A 15,665-nucleotide genomic window follows, 5' to 3' on the forward strand; every position below is an offset into this window, starting at 1 on the left:
GGACTAACCCCCCGACACCGCGGTGATGATGTCCACCCGGTCGTCCTCGGTGGCCTCGCGGTCCAGCTCGGCGGGGGAGAGCTGCTCGCCGTTGAGGGCGATCAGATGGGTGGCGCGCACCGTGCCCTCCCGGTCGAGGAGGACCTCGCTGAGGTTCGGGTAGCGCTCGGTCAGTTCGTTCAGGCCGGCGCGCACGGTCTCGCCGCCGACCTCGATGTCGTTCTCGTAGTTGGTGAACCGGAGCAGGACGCCCCTGACCTTGACGATCATCGCCAGGACCCTTCGTCGCTTCGTGGATGCCAGGTCGTGCTGCCCCGCGCGGTGGTGTGCCCGTGCCGGGGCACGGTGCCGCTACCGCGCGGGGGCCTGCCAGCGGGCGAGCTCGTCGAGCTCGCCGCCGAGGTACTGCTTGCGGGTGAGCCAGCGCTGGACCTTGCCGCTGGACGTCTTGGGGATGGTGCGGGGCCGGATCAGGACCAGGGCGCCCGGCGGGATGCTCAGTTCCAGGGAGACCGCCCGGCGCAGCGCTTCGAGGACCTCGCGGTAGTGCTCCGCGGCGTCTTCGGGGTCCGACTCGGCGGCGGGGTCGGCCTCGTAGACGAGGACCAGGCGTTCGGTGGCGCCCGAGGCGTCCTCGACGGCGAAGGCGGCACCGCAGTTGCGGCGCACGCCCGGGACGGCGGCCTCGCAGACCCGCTCGATGTCGACCGGGTGGTGGTTGCGGCCGTTGACGACCACGAGGTCCTTCATCCGGCCCGCCACGAACAGCTCGCCCCCGCGCAGGAAGCCGAGGTCGCCGGAGCGCAGGAAGGGCCCCTCGCCGTCCGCGGTCTTCACCCCGAAGGCCGCCGCGCTCTCCTCGGGGCGGCGCCAGTAGCCCTCGGCCACGGACGGCGAGTCGATCCAGATCTCGCCGACGGTGTCCTCGGGCAGCTCCGCGCCGGTCTCCGGGTCGGCGATCCGGATCCGGGTACGGGGTCCCGGCGGGCCGCAGCTCACCAGGGAGCGCGCGGCTTCGCCCGGCTCGGCCGTCCGTACGGCGTTCTCCCGCTCCAGCGGTTCGCGGGCCACGTCCACCGCGTGCCAGCCGCCGAGCGGGGCGCCGCCGGTGACGAAGAGGGTGGCCTCGGCGAGGCCGTAGCAGGGGTAGAAGGAGGCGGCCCGGAAGCCGCAGGGGGCGAAGCGCTCGGCGAAGCGGGCCATGGTCTCGGCGCGGACCGGTTCGGCGCCGGTGAAGGCCACCTCGACCGCGGACAGGTCGAGCCCTTCGAGGTCGGCGTCCTTGGCGCGGCGTACGCACAGGTCGAAGGCGAAGTTGGGGCCGCCGGTGACGGTCGCGCCGTAGCGGGAGACCATGCGCAGCCAGGACAGCGGGCGGCGCAGGAAGCTCACCGGCGACATCAGGGACACCTCGATGCCGACGGCCAGCGGGGTGAGGATGCCGCCGATGAGCCCCATGTCGTGGTACGGCGGCAGCCACAGGCCGCCCACGCTGCCGGGGTGCATGCCGAAGCCGCGGGTGATGTCCCGGCAGTTGTCGCGCAGTTGGGCGTGGCTGAGCATCACGCCGCGGGGCAGCGCGGTCGAGCCGGAGGTGTACTGCAGCAGCGCGAGCGCCTGCGGCCGCGGCACGAGGTCCTCGCCGCCGCCGACCGCGTCGTCGGTGGTGAGCAGCCGCGGGGCGCGGCCGTCGAGCGCGGTGGCGAGCCAGTCCGCCATCAGCGGCGCGATGTCCGTGGTGGTGAGGACGAGGTCGGTGCCGGCGTCCTCGATGATCGCGGCGAGCCGGGGCAGCGTACGGGCCAGCCGGGTCGGGTCCGGCGGGAAGGCCGGGACCGCGGGGACGCCCGCGTAGAAGCAGCCGAAGAGACCGGCCAGGTAATCCGGGCCGGGCGCGAAGAGCAGCAGCGCCGGGACCGGCCGGCCGCCGGTGGTCTCAAGGATCCGCGCGGCCACCGCCCGTGCCCGGCGGTCGAGTTCGGCGTAGCTGATCTCCTCGGCCGACTCGTCCTCGGCGACGAAGCGGTAGGCCAGGGCATCGGGCGTCTGCTCCGCCCGCTCCCGCAGCAACTGCGCGAAACTCTCCGCTCCGCGCTCCAGTGAAGCCTCCAAGGCCCCGTGCCTCCCCCGCACTTGACGCAAGGGCCGCAGTGTTGCAGCAACATTGCGGGAGGGTCAATGATCATCTGCGCGGGTGGGTGCCGCAGGTCGGGCCTGGTATTGACACTGGCGGGTAACAAGCAGCAGGGTGATCCCCCGCATCCGCCCTCCGGGCGGGCCCGGGCCGCCCGACGCGGCTTGCCGCGCGCCAAGTTGGGAGACGCGTCCATGGCGAAGACACCGGTCGCTCCCGGGGACGCCCGTGGCGCCCCGGCCGCCGAGGCGGGCGCCAAGCCGCCCGCCGCCCTGGTCCTGCTGTGCTGCCTCGGCGCCTTCATGGCCTTCCTGGACAGCACCATCGTGAACGTGGCCTTCCCGAACATCGCCGAGACCTTCGACGACTCGGACCTGCCGACCCTGTCCTGGGTGCTCAACGGCTACAACGTCGTGATCGCCGCCCTCCTGCTGCCCGCGGGCCGCGCCGCCGACCGGCTCGGCTGCCGCCGCTCCTTCGCCGTCGGGCTGGTGCTCTTCACCCTCGCCTCCGCGGTCTGCGGGGCCGCCGATTCGGCCGGACTCCTCATCGGGGCACGGGTGGTGCAGGCCGTCGGCGCCGCCATCCTGATCCCGACCTCGCTCGCCCTGCTGATGCCGATGTTCCCGATGGCGCGCCGCCTGGTCGCCATCACCCTGTGGAGCGCGGCGGCGGCGCTGGCCGCCGGGATCGGCCCCGGCCTCGGCGGCATCCTCGCCGAGCACTGGACCTGGCGTGCGGTGTTCCTGGTCAACATCCCGATCGGCGTCCTCGCGCTCTGGGCCTCCCGCCGCCTGACCGAGCAGCGCGACCGCAGCGGCCCCACCCCCGACATCCTGGGCGTGGTGCTGCTCGCCGCCTCGCTCGGACTGATCGCGCTCGGCCTGGTCAAGGGCCCGGACTGGGAGTGGGAGAGCGGGCGCACCCTCGGCGCGCTCGCGGCGGGCGCGCTGCTCCTGGTGGCGGTGGCCCTGCGCAGTGCCCGCCATCCGGCGCCGGTCATCGAACTCGACCTGCTGCGCTCGCGCAACGCGCTCGGCGGCAACCTCGGTTCGATGCTCTTCTCGGTGACCTTCTTCGCGGTCATCCTCAACAACATCCTCTTCCTGACCACGTACTGGCACTGGTCCCTGATCACCGCGGGCCTCGCCACCACCCCGCCGCCGCTGGCCACCGCCGTGGTGGCCCGGCCCGCCGCGCGCCTCGCCGAGAAGTTCGGTGATCTGCCGGTCGTCGTCGCCGGCTGCCTGATCTACATCGGCGGCACCCTGCTGCTGTTCTGGGGCGGCGGCAAGGACCCGGACTTCGTGCGGCACTGGCTGCCCGGCGCCGCGGTCATGGGCACCGGCGCGGGCCTGGTCTGGCCGGTGCTCGGCGGGGTCGCCCTGGCCGGGGTCGAACCCGCCCGGCTCGCCACCGCGAGCGCCGCCAACTCCGCCTTCCGGCAGCTGGGCGCGGTCCTCGGCACCGCCCTCGCGGTGTCGATCGTGACCTCCTCCGCCGGGGACCCGCTCGGCGGGGCGCGCAACACCTGGTGGCTGTCGATCAGCTTCGCCGCCTCGGTCGCGGTGCTCGCCGCCCTCACCATCCGGCGTACGGAGGCTTCCGCGGCCCCCTGAGAACGGCGCCCTGGGAGAACTCCGGCACCGGCTCCGGCACCAACTCCGTGCACCACCGGGAAAAGTGGTGCCGGAGTGCACGGCGGTACGCGGAAAATGATCGATCGTCGATCGGCCGCCGCCCGGCCGAGTGCGCCGCCCGTGAATTCGTCCGACATATCGGCCGCCCCGTATTCGGATGCCGGGGTGCGTTTCGGTGCATCTTCCGCGCCACATAAGGAATATGTCGTTCCGCTTGCCCGAAGGGAATATCCGACTCCGTTTCGCCGGAGGGCCGTACGCGGAAGGCCCGGGCGGCGGGGGGATCATTCCGTGCCTGGTGGGAGGCCGTCGCCCGAGCCCTCCGGCTGCGGTCGTCCGGCGGTCGTCCGGGGTTCGACACCCTTCGCCAGCAGGGGAGTTGATCCGATCGGCCGGGTGCGGTGCGGGCCGTCCCGGGGTGGGCCCCGGCCCGTACGGCTTCACGCGCGGTTAACGCGAACGGGCCTGATTCTCCACAGAGTTAACCCGGCGGGACCTGTTTTCGTCTTTCCGCTGTGCGTCCTTTCCGGGGACCCGCCCGGGCCTTGTCCGCCTGACAACTTCCCCTGTGGCAATGGTCACTTGGCCCGGAGTGTCCATGGCTTGTACGATCCCGCCCATGACGACGCCTGGGGTGGATTCCTACATCCGGCAGAAATTCGCCGAGCATGCAGGTCTGAGTGAAGAGCAACTGTTCGCCGACGACGTGACATTGGCCGCGGTGATCAGCCGCAGCCCGAAAATGACCAACAGCATCGACCTGATGGAGGCGTTCGCCAAGACGGCCAACGCGCTCCGCAAGGACTACGGCGTGCGGGTCCGGCTGCCCGCCCTGCCGCTGGACACGCCCACGTCCACCGTGCTGAAGACCTTCCTCGAGGAATTCGAACGGCAGAAAGAGGCAACCGGATGAGCGTCACCGACGCCGAGCAGACCACCCGCCGCTCCGCCGTACCCGCCGGGGCGCCCGCGATCATCACCGACCTCTACGACGCCTTCGCCCAGCGGAACATGTCGCTGGTCCAGGTGACCTGGGAGCAGCAGCGGCTGCACGAGTCCCGCCGCTGGAGCGTCGTGGACATGCTCTCCGCCGTGGACCTGGACGCGCTGACCCCGATCGACCGCAACCTGGTCTGGAACGCGGGCCGCGCCGAGCTGACCACCAAGCCGGGCGCCGACCGCCTGGAGCGCCAGTCCCGCAGCGAGGTCGACCGCTGGCGGGACAAGAACCCGGTGGTCGCCAACATCATGGAGGCCTGCGGCACCTGGAGCCGGTACTGGAACGAGGAGGAGGCGCACCACGAGACCGTCTTCCTGCGCCTCGCCGAGGTCACCGGCATGGAGACCGTCGCCGACGAGACCTTCATCGACTTCCGCCAGGTCTTCCCCGACGACGACATGCTGCGCACCCTGGTGCTGCTCGCCTTCTCGGAGATCACCGCGGCGGTGAACTACGGCGCCTGCCAGCACGTCATCCAGGACCCCGGCCTGCGCCGCATCTTCAAGCAGGTCGCCGCCGACGAGATCCAGCACCGCAACTACTTCGTCGCCTTCGCCAAGGCGCTGGTGGACAGCGGTGAGTACCACGCCAAGGACGCCTTCGCGGTGGGCCACCTCTTCCTGCGCGAGGACGGCGAACTCGGCGGCAGCGCCCGCGAGAAGGTCGAGGAGCGCGGCACCCACGTCAACTGGTGGGACCACCTGGAGACCGGCGAGGGCGACTTCCGCCCCGACGCGCTGGAGAAGAAGGAACAGCTGATCTGCGGCGCCCTGAAGAAGATCACGGGCATCGAGGTGAACTCGAAGGAAGAGGTCGAGGACACTTGGATGGACCTGGTCGGGAGCTGACCGGGCTGGGCCACGACCTCCAGTTGATCAGCGAACTGGAGGTCGCCCCGGCCCTGCGCGAGCCCGGCGTCTTCTTCACCCCGGGCGAGCTCGCCCGCTTCGCGGCGGCCGTCTCGCCCCTGGAGAGCCTGGCCGGGGGATTCGCCGCCAAGGAGGCCCTGTTCAAGGCTCTGCCCCCGGCGCAGGCCACCTGGTTCTGGACCGAGGCCGAGCTGGTCCACGACCCCCGCGGCGCACCCCGCTTCCGCGCCCACGGCACCCTCGCCGCCCACCTGGACGCCCACCGGCTGCGGGTCGACGTCTCGCTCTCGCACAGCGGCGGCTTCGTCTCCGCCGTGGTCCTCGTCACGGCCCGGCCTCCCGGCGGCGGCACCCCTCTCGGCACCCTCATCGGCTTCCTCTCACGGGCGGTTGGACGTGTACTTCAGCGAAACCCGGCTCACACTTCCGGTGCGCCCCAATGACCTCGACGCCCTCGGCCATGTGAACAACGCCGTCGCGCTCGAATACCTCGAAGCCGGCCGCTGGGACTGGCTCGCCCAGCACGACCTGGTGCACGGCGACCGCCTCATCTCGGTCGTCGCCCGCACCGAGATCGACTACCGGGCCGAGATCCCGCGCGGCCGGGTCGAGGTCCGTACCGTCCTCGACACCCCGGACGCCGAGGAGTACGACCCGGACAGCATCACCTTCCGGGCCCGCTTCCGGCAGCGCGTCCACCTGCCCGGCGCCCCGGACCCGGCGGTCGACGCCCTGGTCACCGTGGCCTTCCTGGACGCGCGGCAGCGCTCCCTGGTCTCCCTGCAGGACTTCCTCGCGGCCGCCGCCGCGCACTGAAACCGCTGCCGCCGGCCACCGCGCGGCACGCACCCGTCCCAGCGGCACACACCCACCGCCGCACCCGCGTCCAGCGGCACACACCTACCGGAGAGGCCCCGGTGCTCGAACACATCCAGCGCAACCAGCAGTGTCCGCCCGAGCGCGGCCTCCACCTGTACGAGAAGTACAGCGACCCGCCGGAGTTCCTCGCCTACCGCGACTTCCCCGAACGGGTCGCCGCCGCAGCCGACTTCTTCCGCGAACAGGGCGTCGGCCCCGGCACCCGGGTGCTCTTCCCCTTCGAGACCTCCACCCCGGTCATCCTCGCCTTCCTCGGCCTGATGGAGATCGGCGCGCTGCCGCTGTCCGTGAAGCCGCTGGTGATGAACACCCCCCGGGAGGCCTACCAGGAGTTCCTCGGCCGGGTCGCCCGCGACTTCGCCGCCGAGCGGGTCCTCGAGGTGCCGAGCCTGGCCCCGCTGGACCTGCCCGCGCCCGGGCTCCCGCTGCCGCCCGCGGGGCTGCGCAAGCCCGGCGCCCGGCTGCGTACGCCCGGCGACGAGGAGCTGGCCTTCGTGCAGTTCTCCTCCGGCTCGACCAGCTTCCCCAAGGGGGTTCCGGTCCGCCAGGGCGCCCTGCGCGCCAACCTGGAGATGATCACCCGTACCGACGGCCGCACGCCCGAGGAGCGGGTCAGCAGCTGGCTGCCGCTCTACCACGACATGGGCCTGGTCGGCGGCATGCTCTCCTGCTTCTCCATCGGCTGCGACCTGCTGCTCGCCGAGCCGGTCACCTTCCTCTTCGACGCGCGCGGCTGGTGGGAGCACATGGGCCGGGAGCGCGCCATCGGCACGGTGATCCCGAACTTCGCGGTCGACTACTCGCTGAAGCTGATGCAGGACCTCGACCCCGAGGACCTCGCGGAGATGGACCTGTCCACCGTCCGCTCGATCTACCTCGGCAGCGAACCCATCAACCTGCCCAATCTGGGGGCCTTCCTCGACCTGATGGCCCCGGCGGGCCTGCGCCGGGACGTCTTCATGCCCTGCTACGGCATGGCCGAGGCGGTGCTGCTCGTCGCCAGCCGCCCGGTCGGCGGCGAGATCCGCACCGTGCCGTCCCCCTCCGGGCTCCCGTCGATCTCGGTGGGCCGCCCGATGCCGGAGTTCACCGTACGGCTGCGGGACGAGGACGGACGGCCGTGCGCGGAAGGGGAGTTGGGCGAGATCGAGCTGTCCGGCGGCAGCCTCGCGGCCGGCTACTTCGACCGCGGGGAACCGCTCGGCGGGGCGGACGGCTTCTACGCCACCGGGGACATCGGCTTCCTCGACGACGGCGAACTCTTCGTCACCGGCCGGATCAGCGACCGGATCAAGGTCGGCGGGCAGAGCTACTTCGCCGCCGACTTCGAACAGGCCGTGGAACAGCTGCCGTTCGTCCGCGAGGGCCGCAGCGCGGTCGCCCAGATCGGCCCGGACATCATCGTCCTCACCGAGGTGGACCGCGAGGCGCGCGAGGACGTCGAGGGCAGCCGGGCGCAGATCGTCGACCACCTGGTGCACACGGTCGGCGTCACCGTCGAGGCCGCCCACGTCCACTATCTGCGCCCCGGCCAACTCCCGCGCACCAGCAGCGGAAAGCTCCAGCGCCGGGCAATCGTGCGGGCATACGAGCAGGGCGAGCTCGAAGGCCTGACACTGACTCCGGGGGCCTGACAGCGCCCCGCACGAGGCCCGGAGCCGCAACTCACAAGGAGCACACACGATGCCGAAACTGGAGCGGGACGGCGAGGTCTACGTCCTCCACCTCACCCCCGACGACGAGAACCGCTTCCACCCCGACTGGCTGGCCGAGGTGGAGTCGGCGCTCGACGAGGTGGAGGCCGCCGAGGGGCCGAAGGCGCTGGTCACCGCGGGCAGCGGCAAGTTCTGGTCCAACGGCCTCGACCTGGACTGGATGGGCGCCCACGGCGACGAGGCCGCCGCCTACCTCGACCGGGTGCACGCCCTGCTCTCGCGCACCCTCGTCTCCCCGGTGGTCACCGTCGCCGCCCTCAACGGCCACACCTTCGCCGCCGGGGCGATGTTCGCCCTCGCCCACGACCTGCGGGTGATGCGCGCCGACCGCGGCTACTTCTGCCTCCCCGAGGTGGACCTCGGCCTGCCCTTCCAGCGCGGCATGTCCGACCTGATCCGCGCCCGGCTCAGCCCCGCCACCGCCCACGAGGCGATGACCACCGGCCGCCGCTACGGCGGCCAGGACGCCCGCACCGCGGGCATCGTCGAGGCGGCCGCCCCCGCCGAGGAGGTCCTCGCCGCCGCGATCGCCCTGGCCCGCCCCCTCGCCGCCAAGTCCACCCCGGCCCGCGGGCAGATCAAGCAGACGCTGTACTCGGAGACGGTGGCCTCGCTGGCGATCCCCACCCGGTGACCGCGGCCGGCGCGGCGGTGCGCTGAGGCAACCGCCCCCGGCGCGGCGGGCGGACACGCCACCTGGCCCGAATCCCTCCCCGGTGCCGGGGCCGGCTGACAGACTCCGGGGAGGATTTCGGGCACGATCGGGCGCTGGCGGGGGCTGCGGGTGGACGAGGTGAACAACGGCGTGGCGGGCGGCACCCAGGGTGTCGTCCTCCAGGGCGCGCACAACCACATCGAGAACCTGGTGCTGCACGGCCCGGCCGCCCGGAACCGGCGCGTCCCCCGCATGCTCCCGTACGCGCCCGAGGAGTTCGTCGACCGCGAGGAGCAGCGCGCCGCCCTCGACCGGCTCTCCGCGACCCGCGCCGGGCGGACCTCACCGCTGGTCGCCGCGCTCACCGGACCGCCCGGCGTCGGCACCAGCGGACTGCTCGCGCACTGGGCCAACTCCCCCGACCGGCCGGGGGAGTTCCCCGGCGGCATCTTCTACTACGACCTCAGTGCGGGCGCCTCGGGCCCGGCGGACCCGGTGGCCGTCCTGGAGTGCTTCCTCGCCGAACTGGAGGTCCCCCGGGCCGAGTTGTCGGCCGTACCGGAGGTTCTCGCGGCGCATTTCCGGTCGTTCACCTCGGCGGAACCCTGCCTGGTGCTGCTCGACGGGGTGTCCCGGCCCGGCCAGGTCCGCCCGCTGCTGCCCGGGCATCCGCAGGGCATGGTCCTGCTCGCCAGCGGCAGCCGCCTCAGCGGGCTCGGCCAGGCGGTGCCCTCCCGGCCCGCGCCGCTGCCGGTCGGCGCCCTCGACGAGGCGGCCTGCACCGAACTCTTCCTGCGCTTCGCGGGCCGACCGGAGGGCCTGGCGCCGGAGGCGGTGCGCGCGGTGGTCGGCCTGCTGGGCGGGCTGCCGGGTGCCGCCCGGATCGCGGGAGTGCTCGCGGCCGACCCCTTCGGCGGCGGCGTCGAAGAGCTCGCCCGGCGCCTGCGGACCCGGCGCTCCTCCCTGGAGGTGCTGACCTTGGCCCTGGACGAGGACGAGCCCGACGGCGCCTACGACCAGTCCTGGCACTCCCGGCAGCTGGCCCTGCGCTCCGTCTGGGCGACCGCGTACCAGACCCTCGGCCCGGCCGCCCGGCACACCTACCGCGCCCTCGGCCTCAACCCCACCCCGGAGTTCGCCGACGGCCTGCTGCGCGCCCTGGCCGGAGGAGAGGCCGCGGGGGAGCGGGTACGGCGGCAGCTCCTGGAAGCACAGCTCGTCGAACCGGCGGGTCCGGGCCGCTGCCGGATGCCCCGCTTCGGCCACGAGTACGCCCGCGAGCTCCCCGAGGACCCGGAGCGGGACGCGGCGGCCCTGACCGTGCTGCTCGACTGGTATCTGCGGCGCACCACCGCCGCCGCCCACCAGCTCTCCACACGCTGGCACTTCGGGCCGCTCTTCGCCGAAGCTGCCCTGCTCACCGCCGAGTTGGCCGACCGCGAGCAGGCACTCGCCGCGATGACCGCCGAACTGGACAACGCCTCCGCCGCCGTACGGCTGGCCCATGACCGCGGGCGGTACGCGGCGGCCACTCGACTGACCGAGGCGTTAAGGGACTTCTACTTCCCCCGGGGACAGCACGCGCACTGGCTGGAGGTCTGCCAGTGGGGCCTGAAGGCGGCCGAGGCCCTGCCTCAGGACGCCGCACTGGTCCGCGCCCGCATGCGGTACGAGCCTGAAGGCGGCCGAGGCCCTGCCTCAGGACGCCGCACTGGTCCGCGCCCGCATGCGGTACGAGCTGGCCTTCTGCTACCTCGACCGAGGCGCGGCGGACGACCTCACCCGTGCCGCCGGGCACTACCGAAAGGCTCTGGAAGAAGGCCAGTCGGCCGGTCACCCGCGTACCGAGTCCTCCGCCCTGGAGGGCCTCGGCCAGATCGCGGTACGGGAGGGCCGCCCCGAGGAGGCGATGGACCTCTTCGCGCGGGCGGCCGAGGCGCTGGAGGGCGTCGACCATCCGCGCGGCCGGGTCCTGCTCGGCTTCCACCGCGGCAACGCCGCGAGCGCCGCCGGACACCACGAGGAGGCGGCCGCCCTCCTGGAGTCGGCCCACCGGGACTTCGCCGCCCTCCCCGACCCGGTCAACGCCGCCAAGAGCCTCAGCCGCCTCGGCGGCGCCCTGCTCGCCGGGGGCCGCCACGAGGAGGCCCTCGGCCGCCTGGGCGAGGCCCTCGCCGCCCACGGGGACGGCACCGTCCACGCGCCCAAGGACCACGCCGACGCCCTCCTGCTGCGCGGCGACGTCCACCACGCCGCGCAGCGGCCCCAACCGGCCCGCGCGGACTGGGAGTCAGCGCTCGCCCTCTACCGGGACCTGGGCAGCCTCCGCGCCGAGGAGGCCCTGCGCCGGCTCGCCGCCCTCGACGGGCCGGGCACCGGGGGCGGCGACCTCGGTCGGACCGGAGCCGGCGACCCGGGTCAGGACGAGGACTGAGCCGGGGGCGGTGTCGCGGCCCGGCCCGGCGGCGCCGATGCCGACCGTGATCCGGCGGGCGGGGGCCCCGGTGCCTTCCGTGCCGACCGCGTCCTCCGCCTCTGCCTTCGCCTTCGCCTCCGCCTCTGCCTGGATCTCGGTCTCGGCCTCGTCTTCGGTCTCGCTCAGCCGTCCGTACAGGACCGACGCGGCCGCCGCGGTGTCGGACCACCAGGCCGGGTTCTCCCAACGGGCCCGGTAGCTGCGGTGGCCGGCGCCCTCGCGCAGGACGAGGGTGCTGCGGGCGCGGTCACGGGGGTCCGGAACCGCCACCAGTGCGCAGCCCGGGTGGCGCCGGAAGAGTTCGGCCGCGGCCCGGGCGGGGTCGGCGGCGCGGGGGGCCACCACGATCTCGGCGGTGTGCGCCCAGCGGGGCCCGGGTTCACCGGCGGTGACCACCAGGTGCGGGTCGTGCGGCTCCAGGTCGGCGGGCCGGTGCAGCGAGGCGGGGTACCGCCGGATCCGCACCCGCTCCCGGTCGCCCGCGACCGGCCGTACCTCGGCGAGGACCGGAGGGGGCAGCGGGGCGGTCCGTACCGACGGATCCGGTGGCGGCAGCGGTACGGGGCGGGCGTGGACCGGGTGGGCGGGCTCGGGGAGCCGCAGTCGCTCGTAGCAGAGCGCGCGGATGGCGCGCAGGGCCTCGCCGGGGCGCGAGGTGAGGGCCCCGGCGGCCCGGGCCAGGTCCGGATCGCCGGGCTGCTGCCGCATGGCGCCTTCGAGCTGTGCGCGCAGCGGGACGAACGGGGCGGTGCGCGGCAGCAGCCGGCCGAGCAGGGCCATGGGGGAGTCCGGGGCGACGGTGTCCTCGTCGAAGGCGGCGAGCACCCCGGGCAGCCCGTGCCGGACCCCGTAGAGCGTCAGTGAGCCATGGTCCCCGAGGAAGACATCGGCCGCGCAGAGCGCCGCCTTCCAGGTGTCGCTCTCCGGGCGGGGGAGGAGCAGCCCCTCGCGCAGATAGGGCGCCAGCCAGGAGCGGATCTGACGGCCGCTGTGGCCGTACCAGGCATTGGGATGGACGGCGGCCAGAACGCGGTATTCGTCACGCGGGAGTTCGGCGAGCGCGCGGTGCACGAGGGCGAAGGGAATACGGTGCCGGATTTCCGGGCGACCGCATTCCTGGGCCAGCAGCGAACGGGTCCCCCAGGTCGAGGTGATCACCACGAGTTTCTGGCCCGGTGCGATTCCGAGGGCGGTGCGGTATTCCTCCCGGAAAGGCGCGGAGACTTCCAGTTCGTCCGCGCAGGGATCGCCGAGGGTGTGCGCCACGGGCACCGCCTCCGGGCAGCCCGCCCGCAGCCGCTCCCGCTGCTCCTCATGCGAGAGCACGATCGCGGAGTGCAGCAACTCCCCCTCGTGCAGCAGCCATTCAGCCGTCAGCCCGAAGGCTTCCGGCTTCCGGCTTCCGGCTTCCGGCTTCCGGCTTCCGGCTTCCGGCTTCCGGCTTCCGGCTTCCGGCTTCCGGCTTCCGGCTTCCGGCTTCCGGCTTCCGGCTTCCGGCTTCCGGCTTCCGGCTGAGTTTCTTATTGTATCCGGCGCCGTGGGGGAATCCTATGAGAGGGGCGGATATCTCGTGGAGTCCGCCGCCGCGGCTGGTGGCCACCGCGAGGTCGAAGGTGTATTCCTTCGCCTCGTCCCAGGGAATGAGGGGAAAATCGTGCCGCGCCGCGAATTCCCGTACGCCCGCCGTGAACGGGGACGAGCCGGTGCAGGTGAAGAAGAGCTGCACCCGGGGGTCGCCGTCGAAGACGGTCAGGATGTCCAGGAGGCGGGTCGCCGAGGTGACGTTGTGGACGACGCCGAGTACGGACCGCTCGTAGGGCACCGTGCGCCAGTGCGGCGGGAGTCCGGCGCGGCGCGGCCGGGGGTCTCCTTGATCCGTACTGGGCACCCCCGCACCCTACGCAGCGCCCCGGCCTGCTGGAAAGGCGGCGGCCCCGGGCCCGGGCGCCGCACCGTGGGGGCGGCTTCCCAAGCCGGATGCGGATCCCTACGGTGGCCTCAGCGCATCCGCGCGGGTACGCACCGTGGCAAGGGGGTTTCATGGAAGCTGAGTTGGCGGGACTGGCCTCGTCGGCCGCGACGGCGGTGGTGGGTCTGATGCTGTCGGAGGCCTGGGAGCAGGGCCGTTCGCGGCTGGCGCGCTTTCTCGGCAGGGGCGGCGGCGAGGCGGCCGTGGCCGAGGTGGAGGAGGAACTGCGCTCCTCGCAACGGGAGTTGGTGGCCGCCCGGGACTCCGGTGACGAGGAGGAGGCGGGCGACATCCAGCTCGCCTGGCGCCAGCGGATGCGGCGCGCCCTGCGCGAGGACCCGGAGGCCGCCGAGGAACTGCGCCGCCTGCTGGCCGAGTTGGAGGCCGAGACCGGCAAGGGCACCGGGGTCACGGTGACCAACACCATCTCCGGCGGGGTGCAGCACGGACCGGTGATCCAGGGGCAGAGCTTCCACGGCTCGATCACCTTCCACGGCCCGGATCCGCGGTGAGCGGAGACGAGGGCGCCGACCGCTGAGTCGACGTCAGTACCGGTGCGCTGCCCGGGAGTCGGCGTACCGGTGCGTCGAGACGTTCGCCGCCCGCCCGGTCACGGCAGCTGCGCCCCCCGTGCCGTCACCCACAGTACGTACCACTCCTCGTGGGTCAGTTCCGGTGGGCGCAGGGCGGCGTCGCGGCAGGCGTGGATGCGGCTGGGGCGGGCGGTGCCGATGACGGGGGCGATGCGGGCCGGGTGGCGTTGGAGCCACCACAGGAGGATGGTCTCGGGAGTGGTGCCCTTGGCCTCGGCGAGGGTGGTCAGGAGGGCGGCGGTGGCCCGCTCCTCGGGGGTCTGCTGGCGGCCGGTGAAACGGCCCTGGGCCAGGGCACCCCAGGCCTGGAGGCGGATGCCGTGCCGCAGGCAGTATTCGAGGGTGCCGGTGGGGAAGCCGCTGCGGGCGGCGGCCGGGGTGTTGAGGAGGACGCCGTCCTCGACCCAGTCCCGGCGGGCCAGGCTCATCTCCAGCTGGTTGGCGACCAGCGGTACGTCGGTGTGCTGCTTGAGCAGGGCGATCTGCGCCCCGCTCATATTGGAGACGCCGAACTGCCGTACCAGGCCCTGCCGGTGGAGCGCGGAGAGCGCTTCGCCGGTCTCGGCGGGGTCGGCCAGCGGGTCGGGGCGGTGCAGCAGCAGGACGTCGAGGACGTCGGTGCGCAGCCGGGTCAGGCTCTCCTCGGCGCGGCGGGCGATGGTCGCGGCGCGCAGGTCGTAGAGGCCGGGCAGGGTGCCGTCCGCCTGGCGGATGCCGCACTTGGTCTGCAGCACGATGCGCTCGCGCAGCCCGGGGGTGCGGGCGAGGACCTCGCCGAAGACCGCCTCGGACTTTCCGCGCCGGTAGATGTCGGCGTGGTCGAAGACGGTGATGCCGCTGTCCAGCGCGGTCTGGATCGCGGCCTCGGCCTCGTCGATCTCGGCGGTGCCGTAGGGCGTCTCGTCCCAGCTGCCGCCGAGTCCCATGCAGCCGTAGAGCAGGCGGTTGCCGTCAAGGCCCGCCGCGCGCCCGGGAGTCGGGCCCGATGTGGCGAGGGGTGCAGGTTCCGGTTCTGAGGGGGAGTCCGCGATGGTCACCGCGCCAGCCTACGGCGCGGGTGGCGTCCCTCCGGCCGGGGGCTGCGGGGGCTCGGTGGCTCGGCGGTTCAGGCCCGGCGGTTCAGGCCCGGCGGTTCAGCCGAGGAGGGGCTTGGCGAAGCAGAGGCTGAGTTCGTGGAAGCGGTAGTGGCCGAACTTGGCGCAGGGCTCGTATCCGGCGGAGGTGTAGAGGGAGACCGCCTCGGGCTGCTTGGTGCCGGTCTCCAGGACCATCCGGGTCCGGCCGCGCAGCCGGGCGTCGTCCTCCAGGGCGGCGAGGAGCACCCGGGACAGTCCGCGCCCGCGGGCCTCCGGGACCACGTACATCCGCTTGATCTCGGCGTCGCCGTCCGAGTAGCCCCACTCGTTCTCCTCCTGGCCGCGCCAGCCGCCGGTGGCCACCGGGAGCCGTCCGTCGTAGGCGAGCAGGTAGAGGCCGAGCGGCGGCGCGAACATGGCCGGGTCCAGGGGTGTGATGTCGCCTTCGTCCTGGTAGCGCTCGGCGTACTCCAGCTGTACGCGGTCGTTGAGCGCGACGGCGTCGGGGTGGTCGAAGGGGACCGGACGTATATCCATGCGGGTAATCGTACTTCTATGCGTAGGGTGGGGAGGAGTCGTGACGGGCGGGTGAGGCAACGGCCACAGTACGACGAGTCGCGGGCCGGGGGCGCGGTGCGTGCGGCGGGGTGAGGGTGGTG

At 73.2% G+C, this 15,665-nt stretch carries 15 protein-coding genes; 8 read left to right on the forward strand and 7 right to left on the reverse strand.

What is annotated here, in order from left to right:
- Nucleotides 1-3: 3 nt before the first annotated feature.
- Together HFV08_RS19355 and HFV08_RS19360 are read right to left on the reverse strand one after the other, a co-directional pair.
- Nucleotides 4-270, reverse strand: a complete 267-nt coding sequence (locus HFV08_RS19355) for a MoaD/ThiS family protein (protein WP_168540977.1) — start codon at nucleotides 268-270, stop codon at nucleotides 4-6.
- A gap of 81 nt (nucleotides 271-351) precedes the next feature.
- Entirely contained in the window at nucleotides 352-2,112 is a 1,761-nt protein-coding gene (locus HFV08_RS19360) for a fatty acyl-AMP ligase (RefSeq protein WP_168540978.1), read from the reverse strand.
- 216 nt (nucleotides 2,113-2,328) lie between these two features.
- Between HFV08_RS19360 and HFV08_RS19365 the strand changes: the two genes are divergently transcribed.
- The 7 genes from HFV08_RS19365 to HFV08_RS19395 all read left to right on the forward strand — a co-directional run bounded on the left by HFV08_RS19365 (nucleotide 2,329) and on the right by HFV08_RS19395 (nucleotide 8,871).
- Nucleotides 2,329-3,753, forward strand: coding sequence for an MFS transporter (locus HFV08_RS19365; RefSeq protein ID WP_168540979.1), 1,425 nt, complete (start codon nucleotides 2,329-2,331; stop codon nucleotides 3,751-3,753).
- A gap of 640 nt (nucleotides 3,754-4,393) precedes the next feature.
- Nucleotides 4,394-4,687, forward strand: a complete 294-nt coding sequence (locus HFV08_RS19370) for a hypothetical protein (protein WP_168540980.1) — start codon at nucleotides 4,394-4,396, stop codon at nucleotides 4,685-4,687.
- Entirely contained in the window at nucleotides 4,684-5,622 is a 939-nt protein-coding gene (locus tag HFV08_RS19375) for an acyl-ACP desaturase (protein ID WP_168540981.1), read from the forward strand. Before HFV08_RS19370 ends, HFV08_RS19375 begins: the two co-directional genes overlap by 4 nt.
- Nucleotides 5,598-6,086 carry a holo-ACP synthase gene (locus tag HFV08_RS19380; RefSeq protein WP_168540982.1) on the forward strand — a complete coding sequence of 163 codons (489 nt, stop codon included), beginning with the start codon at nucleotides 5,598-5,600 and terminating at the stop codon, nucleotides 6,084-6,086. The genes HFV08_RS19375 and HFV08_RS19380 overlap by 25 nt, the downstream gene beginning before the upstream one ends.
- Nucleotides 6,073-6,459 (forward strand): acyl-CoA thioesterase, encoded by a 387-nt coding sequence (locus HFV08_RS19385; protein WP_312885721.1) that lies wholly within the window; start codon nucleotides 6,073-6,075, stop codon nucleotides 6,457-6,459. Before HFV08_RS19380 ends, HFV08_RS19385 begins: the two co-directional genes overlap by 14 nt.
- Before the next feature lie 101 nt (nucleotides 6,460-6,560).
- The gene (locus tag HFV08_RS19390; protein WP_168540984.1) at nucleotides 6,561-8,156 is read left to right on the forward strand and encodes an AMP-binding protein; all 1,596 of its coding nucleotides are present in this window, start codon (nucleotides 6,561-6,563) and stop codon (nucleotides 8,154-8,156) included.
- 49 nt (nucleotides 8,157-8,205) lie between these two features.
- Nucleotides 8,206-8,871, forward strand: a complete 666-nt coding sequence (locus HFV08_RS19395; protein WP_168540985.1) for an enoyl-CoA hydratase-related protein — start codon at nucleotides 8,206-8,208, stop codon at nucleotides 8,869-8,871.
- A 363-nt stretch (nucleotides 8,872-9,234) separates the two neighbouring features.
- Here HFV08_RS19395 and HFV08_RS19400 read toward each other — a convergent pair whose 3' ends face one another.
- From HFV08_RS19400 to HFV08_RS19410, 3 genes are all read right to left on the reverse strand, one after another.
- Nucleotides 9,235-10,398 carry a hypothetical protein gene (locus HFV08_RS19400; protein ID WP_168540986.1) on the reverse strand — a complete coding sequence of 388 codons (1,164 nt, stop codon included), beginning with the start codon at nucleotides 10,396-10,398 and terminating at the stop codon, nucleotides 9,235-9,237.
- A 784-nt stretch (nucleotides 10,399-11,182) separates the two neighbouring features.
- Nucleotides 11,183-12,694, reverse strand: a complete 1,512-nt coding sequence (locus HFV08_RS32570) for a hypothetical protein (RefSeq protein ID WP_376770666.1) — start codon at nucleotides 12,692-12,694, stop codon at nucleotides 11,183-11,185.
- Between the two features lie 40 nt (nucleotides 12,695-12,734).
- Complete coding sequence (locus HFV08_RS19410; RefSeq protein ID WP_168540988.1) at nucleotides 12,735-13,190, reverse strand: hypothetical protein; 456 nt, start codon at nucleotides 13,188-13,190, stop codon at nucleotides 12,735-12,737.
- Nucleotides 13,191-13,408: 218 nt separating this feature from the next.
- Between HFV08_RS19410 and HFV08_RS19415 the strand changes: the two genes are divergently transcribed.
- The gene (locus HFV08_RS19415; RefSeq protein ID WP_168540989.1) at nucleotides 13,409-13,849 is read left to right on the forward strand and encodes a hypothetical protein; all 441 of its coding nucleotides are present in this window, start codon (nucleotides 13,409-13,411) and stop codon (nucleotides 13,847-13,849) included.
- Nucleotides 13,850-13,947: 98 nt separating this feature from the next.
- Here the strand turns inward: HFV08_RS19415 and HFV08_RS19420 are convergent, their stop codons facing one another.
- Together HFV08_RS19420 and HFV08_RS19425 are read right to left on the reverse strand one after the other, a co-directional pair.
- A complete protein-coding gene (locus HFV08_RS19420; protein WP_312885723.1) occupies nucleotides 13,948-14,967 on the reverse strand; it encodes an aldo/keto reductase in 1,020 nt (339 codons plus the stop codon).
- 96 nt (nucleotides 14,968-15,063) lie between these two features.
- Entirely contained in the window at nucleotides 15,064-15,543 is a 480-nt protein-coding gene (locus HFV08_RS19425) for a GNAT family N-acetyltransferase (protein ID WP_040252449.1), read from the reverse strand.
- Nucleotides 15,544-15,665 lie beyond the last annotated feature (122 nt).

Origin of the sequence: Streptomyces physcomitrii, from assembly GCF_012273655.1 — a bacterium.
Taxonomy (GTDB): domain Bacteria; phylum Actinomycetota; class Actinomycetes; order Streptomycetales; family Streptomycetaceae; genus Streptomyces; species Streptomyces physcomitrii.

Excerpts from the sequence above, each read along its gene's own strand:
- HFV08_RS19355 (WP_168540977.1), bottom strand. The coding sequence starts at position 270 with ATGATCGTCAAGGTCAGGGGCGTCCTGCTCCGGTTCACCAACTACGAG.
- HFV08_RS19365 (WP_168540979.1), top strand. The coding sequence starts at position 2,329 with ATGGCGAAGACACCGGTCGCTCCCGGGGACGCCCGTGGCGCCCCGGCC.
- HFV08_RS19370 (WP_168540980.1), top strand. The coding sequence starts at position 4,394 with ATGACGACGCCTGGGGTGGATTCCTACATCCGGCAGAAATTCGCCGAG.
- HFV08_RS19375 (WP_168540981.1), top strand. The coding sequence starts at position 4,684 with ATGAGCGTCACCGACGCCGAGCAGACCACCCGCCGCTCCGCCGTACCC.
- HFV08_RS19395 (WP_168540985.1), top strand. The coding sequence starts at position 8,206 with ATGCCGAAACTGGAGCGGGACGGCGAGGTCTACGTCCTCCACCTCACC.
- HFV08_RS19400 (WP_168540986.1), bottom strand. The coding sequence starts at position 10,398 with ATGGGCCAGCCGTACGGCGGCGGAGGCGTTGTCCAGTTCGGCGGTCAT.
- HFV08_RS19415 (WP_168540989.1), top strand. The coding sequence starts at position 13,409 with ATGGAAGCTGAGTTGGCGGGACTGGCCTCGTCGGCCGCGACGGCGGTG.
- HFV08_RS19425 (WP_040252449.1), bottom strand. The coding sequence starts at position 15,543 with ATGGATATACGTCCGGTCCCCTTCGACCACCCCGACGCCGTCGCGCTC.